This window comes from Nocardia sp. NPDC060220 (genome assembly GCF_042727815.1).
In the GTDB taxonomy this organism is placed as follows: domain Bacteria; phylum Actinomycetota; class Actinomycetes; order Mycobacteriales; family Mycobacteriaceae; genus Nocardia.
The window spans coordinates 1-5,873 of sequence record NZ_JBHWZY010000427.1; the positions used below are offsets into that span (position 1 = coordinate 1).

Genomic DNA, 5,873 nt, shown 5'->3' on the forward strand with positions numbered 1-5,873 from the left:
AGAACCCCGGCCGCATAGCGCTGCTCGATCTCGATGATCGCAGCGACTACCGCGAGGCGGTGTGCACCTGCGCGGCACTCACCAACGAGCCGCAACTAGCGATCCGGCACGGGGAGACGCACGCGCCGCGCCTGGTGCGCGCGGGTGCGGACACGGTCGGGTCGGCTGAGCTGCTCGGTGCGCACGACTGGCGATTGGTCGACCACGGGCGCGGAACCCTCAACGGCGACAACATGATTCTGGCGCCGGCCGAGATCGAGCCGCTCGCACCCGGACAGGTGCGGATCGCGGTGCGGGCGGCGGGTGTCAACTTCCGCGATGTGCTGATCGTGCTCGGGATGTACCCGATCCCGAACACCGCCATCGGTGGTGAGGGTGCGGGGGTGATCGTCGAGGTCGCTCCCGATGTGGTGGACTTCGCGCTGGGCGATCGGGTGATGGGCATCTTCACCGGCGTCAGCGCGACGGTGGTGGCCGACCGGCGCACGGTGATCAAGATTCCGGAAGGCTGGTCGTTCGACGAGGCGGCAGCCGCACCGATCGTGTTCGCGACGGCCTATTACTCGCTGGTCGACCTGGCGCGGGTGCGGTCGGGGGAGTCGCTGCTGATCCACGCCGCCACCGGCGGTGTCGGCATGGCCGCGGTCCAGTTGGCCCGCCATCTCGGGTTGGACCTCTACGTCACGGCCAGCCCCGGCAAGTGGGATGTGCTGCGCGCGAACGGCTTCGACGACGAACGGATCGGCAATACGCGAACCACCGAGTTCAAGGCGAAGTTCCTCGAAGCGACCGGCGGACGCGGTGTCGATGTCGTGCTCGACTCCCTCGCGGGCGACAAGGTCGACGCGTCGCTGGACCTGTTGCCGCGCGGCGGTCGGTTCATCGAGATGGGCCTGACCGATCTGCGTGACGCCGACGAGATCGCGGCAACCCACCCGGGCGTCCGGTACCAGAACTTCATCCTGATGGAGGCAGGCCCGGACCGGCTGCACGAGATTCTGACCGAACTGCGCACGCTGTTCGAATTCGGTGATCTGCAACCACTTCCGGTGACCCGGTGGGACGTGCGGCGTGCGCCCGAGGCATTCCGTCAGCTGAGCCAGGCACGCCACATCGGCAAATACGTCCTGACCGTGCCGACCCCACTCGACCGCGACGGCACCGTTCTGGTGACCGGCGGCACCGGCGGCCTCGGCGCGCTGGCCGCCCGGCATCTGGTGGCCACACACGGAGTTCGGCACCTGCTGCTCACCAGTCGTCGCGGACCCGACGCGGACGGCGCGAGCGAACTCGCCGCCGAGCTGACCGCGCTCGGCGCCCAGGTCGACATCGCCGCCTGCGATGTCGGCGACCGCGACGCTCTCACCGCACTGGTGGCGGCGATCCCCGCCGCGCATCCGCTCACCGGCGTCGTCCACACCGCGGGCGTCGTCGAGGACGCGTTGTTCAGCGAGCACACTCCCGAACACATCGCCACAGTGTTGCGCCCCAAGGCCGATGCCGCCTGGCACCTGCACGAGGTGACCGGCGGGCACCCGCTGGCGATGTTCGTGATGTACTCCTCGATCGCGGGTCTGCTCGGCAACCCGGGCCAGGCGAACTACGCCGCGGCCAACGGGTTCCTCGACGCGCTGGCCCAGCACCGCAGACACCGTGGCCTGACCGCCACCGCGATGGCGTGGGGGCTGTGGGAGCGCGGGACCGGCATCACGGGGCACCTGACCGAGCGCGACCTGCGGCGAATGCGCCGCGAAGGGCTGGTCCCGCTCACCGACGACGACGGGATGGCCCTGTTCGACAACGCCCTGTCGACCGGCAGAGCACTCGCCGTACCCGCACGCCTCGACCTCACGGCACTGGGCTCGCTCGGCGATGTCGACGAGATGCCCGCGATGCTGCGGTCGCTGCTGCGCGGCCCGCGCCGGGCGGCCGGCGGTGGCTCCGACGAGTCGGCGAAGCTGCTGTCGAGCCTCACCGGTCAGGAGCCCGCCGAACAGGAGCGGATCATCCTCGGCGTCATCCGGTCGCACGCGGCGGCCGTCCTCGGTCACGCGTCGGCGGAGGCGGTGCCCGCCGATACCGCGTTCACCGACCTGGGTTTCGACTCGTTGGGCGCCGTGGAATTCCGCAACCGGCTGGAGGCGGCCACCGGCGCGAAGCTGCGCACGACGATCGTCTTCGACTACCCCAACGCCACCGCGCTGGCGAGCTACCTGCGCACCGAGATCGCGCCCGTGGACGACCCGGGCGCCCGCATCGTCGGACAGCTCGACGCAGTGGCGGCGGGATGTGCCGGTATCGAGCTGCCACCGGAGCGGGTCGAGGAACTGCTGCTGCGGATCAACGACCTCGTGCGCACCCTGCGCGGCGACTCGGCGCGCGATCTGGTCGACAACATCGACGGTGCCGACGACGACGCCCTGTTCGATCTCATCGACCAGGTCCGTTCGGTCTGAGCCGAGACAGAAAGCGAGAGGCCGATGGCCACCGAAGCGGAACTTCGCACGTATCTCAAACGCGCCACCCGGCAGTTGCAGGAGACCAGACAGCAGCTCGAGGACGAGCAGGCACGCGCACGGGAACCGATCGCGATCGTGGGTATGTCGTGCCGGTTCCCCGGCGGGATCGAATCGCCCGAGCACCTGTGGGAGGCGCTGATCGAGGGGCGCGACCTGATCTCGGAGTTCCCGGCGGATCGCGGCTGGGACGTGGACGGGTTCTACGATCCCGACCCGGACAAGTTCGCCAAATCCTATGTGCGAGAGGGCGGTTTTCTCGAAGGTGCGGGCGAGTTCGACGCCGGATTCTTCGGGATCAGCCCGCGCGAGGCCGAGGCGATGGACCCGCAGCAGCGCCTGCTGCTCGAGCTCGCCTGGGAATCGGTCGAACAGGCCCGCGTCGACCCGACGACGTTGCGCGGCACCGACACCGGTGTGTTCGTGGGATTCAGCGATCAGGGTTACGGATTCGGCGCCACGCAGGCCTGGGATGGGGCGGAGACCTACTACTTCACCGGCAACCATGCCTCGATGGCGGCGGGTCGGGTCGCGTACCTGCTGGGTCTGGAAGGCCCGGCGGTCACCGTCGACACCGCCTGCTCTTCGTCGCTGGTCGCGATTCATCAGGCGATGCAGTCGCTCCGGCTGCGCGAATGCGGCATGGCGCTCGCCGGCGGCGTGACGGTGATGTCCACCCCGATGCCGTTCGCGCTGTTCTCGCGTCAGCGTGCGCTGGCGCCGAACGGTCGATGCAAGTCCTATGCCGCGGGCGCTGACGGCACCGCCTGGGGTGAGGGCGTCGGTGTCGTTCTCCTGGAACGTCTGTCGGAAGCGCGGCGGCACGGGCACCGAGTGCTCGCGGTACTGCGCGGTTCGGCGGTGAACAGTGACGGCGCCTCCAACGGGCTCACCGCACCGCGCGGACCGGCACAGCAGCGGGTGATCGGGTCCGCGTTGGCCAACGCTGGTCTGCGCGCGTCCGACATCGACATGGTGGAGGGCCACGGCACCGGCACCGTACTCGGTGACCCGGTGGAGGCGCAGGCCCTGCTGGCCACCTACGGGCAGCGCGACGGTGCGCCACCACTGCTGCTGGGATCGGTGAAATCGAATATGGGACACACGCAGTCGGCCGCGGGCGTGGCCGGACTGATCAAGGCGGTGCAGGCGATCCGGCACGGGATGGTTCCGCCCACGCTGCACGTGGACGCGCCGACCTCGCACGCCGACTGGACCGGAGATCGAATCCGGCTGGCGCTGCGGCCACAGCCGTGGCCGACCTCCGAACATCCACGCCGGGCCGCGGTGTCGTCCTTCGGCATCAGCGGCACCAACGCCCACTTGATCATCGAGCAAGCACCGGAATCCGAAGCACCCGCGGCGATTTCGGCCGACACCCGCCACGCGGTGTCGCCCACGGTCGCCTCCCCGCAGACCGCCGCCCCGGCGCATGCGAGGCCCACGCCCTCGCCGACTCCGTGGCTGCTCTCGGCACGCACCGCCGCCGCACTATGTGACCAGGCGGCCCGCCTACGCACGGCAGTCGCGAATTCCCCGGACGATCTCGCCGACATCGCGCACTCCTTGGCAACCACGAGAACGAGATTCGACCATCGCGCCGTCGTCGTGGCGAACACCCGCGGCGAGTTCCTGGACGGACTCACGGCCATCGCCGAGGGACGCACCGCCACCTCGGCAGTCCTGTCACGCCGTGGCACCGGCGGCAAACTGGCGATGATGTTCCCTGGTCAGGGCGGGCAACTCGCGGGCATCGGCCGCGGGCTCTCTGACACGTACCCGGTGTTCGCCGAGGCGCTCGACACGATCTGCGTGGGTTTCGACGCCTATCTCGAGCATCCGTTGCGTACCGAGATGTTCGGGACGGGTGAGTTGCTCGCGCGAACCGACTACACCCAGCCCGCCGTGTTCGCCGTGCAGGTGGCTCTGTTCCGGCTGCTCGAATCCTGGGGCTTGGTACCGGATTTCGTTGTCGGTCACTCGGTCGGTGAACTCTGCGCCGCGCACGTCGCGGGTGTGCTGTCTCTGGACGACGCGATGGCCGTGGTCGCCGCGCGTGGTCGGCTGATGCAGCGGATGGACCCGGGAGCGATGGTGTCCGTGCGGGCATCCATGGCCGAGGTCGCGGCCTCCTTCGCCGGTCGCGAGGCCGAGGTATCGGTCGCCGCGGCGAACGGGCCGAACGCCACCGTGATCGCCGGCGATATCGCCGCGGTGGGTGAGCTCGCCCGGCACTGGCGCGAACGCGGCCGACGAGTAGCCAGGCTCGGCGTAGACCGGGGCTTCCACTCGCCGCACGTGGATGCGATCGTCGACGAATTCCGCTCGGTCGTCGCGACCGTTCGCCTCCAGGAACCGCGCATTCCTTTCCTCTCCACCGTGACCGGCACGGAATCCACACCGGGACAGCTCACTTCGATCGACTACTGGGTACGTCAGGCCCGCGAGCCGGTGCGTTTCCACGAGAGTGTGCTGCGGCTGCACGAATCCGGCGTCGTCACCTATCTCGAACTCGGCGCGGGAGACACCCTGTCCGGCCTGGTCTACGAGACACTCGCCGATACCGGCAGCACAGCCGTTCCGGTGCTGCGACCCGGCGCCGACGAAGCCGGTTCGGCGATCGAAGCCGTGGCGGCAGCCTGGGTGGCCGGTGCCGAAGTCGGCTGGTCGGCACTGTGTTCCGGCGACACCGCCAGAGTTGTGGATCTGCCGACCTATGCGTTCCAGCATCGCCGCTACTGGGTCCACACCGACAGCGCCGTCCTCGAAAGCATGATCGGCGTCGCCGGCGCCGAACTCGCCGGTGACCGGATCGCCGGTCGGCACGACGCACCGGCAGGGGAGGCACCGTCCACGCGTTCGGACCTGCTGACCGTTCCCGAGGACCGGCGCCGCGATGTCGCCGTCGGCCTGGTGGTCGATCAGATCCGCGAGATCCTCATCGACCTCACCGCGGACGAGATCGACCTCGACGCCACCGTTCTTGCGATCGGGCTCACCTCGCTATCCGCTCTCGAACTGCGCGGAAGGATCAATGCCGCCGCGGGCACCCAGCTCTCGCTGGAGGATCTGTTCACCCACCCGACGCCACGGGCACTGGGTGCCGTACTCGCCACCAGGATCTGGAGCGACGCGCCGACCCACGAGGCGGTGCTCGCATGAGCGGGGGACTGTCGCCGGTACGCGGCACCCTCGGATTCGAACAATTGGTGCCCGCCGCGCTGGCTCACCGGCGCGGACTCGCCGAGGTCTACGTCGCCGACACCGCCGTCGTCGGCAGCTCGGAATACCTCGCCGCCGTGCAGGTGCCGCGGGCGCACTCGCTGTGGTTCGATCGGCTCGTCGCCTACCACGATC

At 69.5% G+C, this 5,873-nt stretch carries 2 protein-coding genes and 1 pseudogene; all 3 read left to right on the forward strand.

The window, feature by feature from the left end:
* A partial coding sequence (locus tag ACFWF3_RS21470; RefSeq protein WP_379315012.1) for an SDR family NAD(P)-dependent oxidoreductase occupies positions 1-2,456 on the forward strand: 2,456 nt, incomplete at its 5' end.
* Between the two features lie 24 nt (positions 2,457-2,480).
* Positions 2,481-5,678, forward strand: coding sequence for a type I polyketide synthase (locus ACFWF3_RS21475; protein ID WP_379315013.1), 3,198 nt, complete (start codon positions 2,481-2,483; stop codon positions 5,676-5,678).
* A pseudogene (locus ACFWF3_RS21480) lies at positions 5,675-5,873 on the forward strand (hypothetical protein); the annotation flags it as partial. The gene ACFWF3_RS21475 and the pseudogene ACFWF3_RS21480, both read left to right, overlap by 4 nt.

Excerpts from the sequence above, each read along its gene's own strand:
- ACFWF3_RS21475 (WP_379315013.1), top strand. The coding sequence starts at position 2,481 with ATGGCCACCGAAGCGGAACTTCGCACGTATCTCAAACGCGCCACCCGG.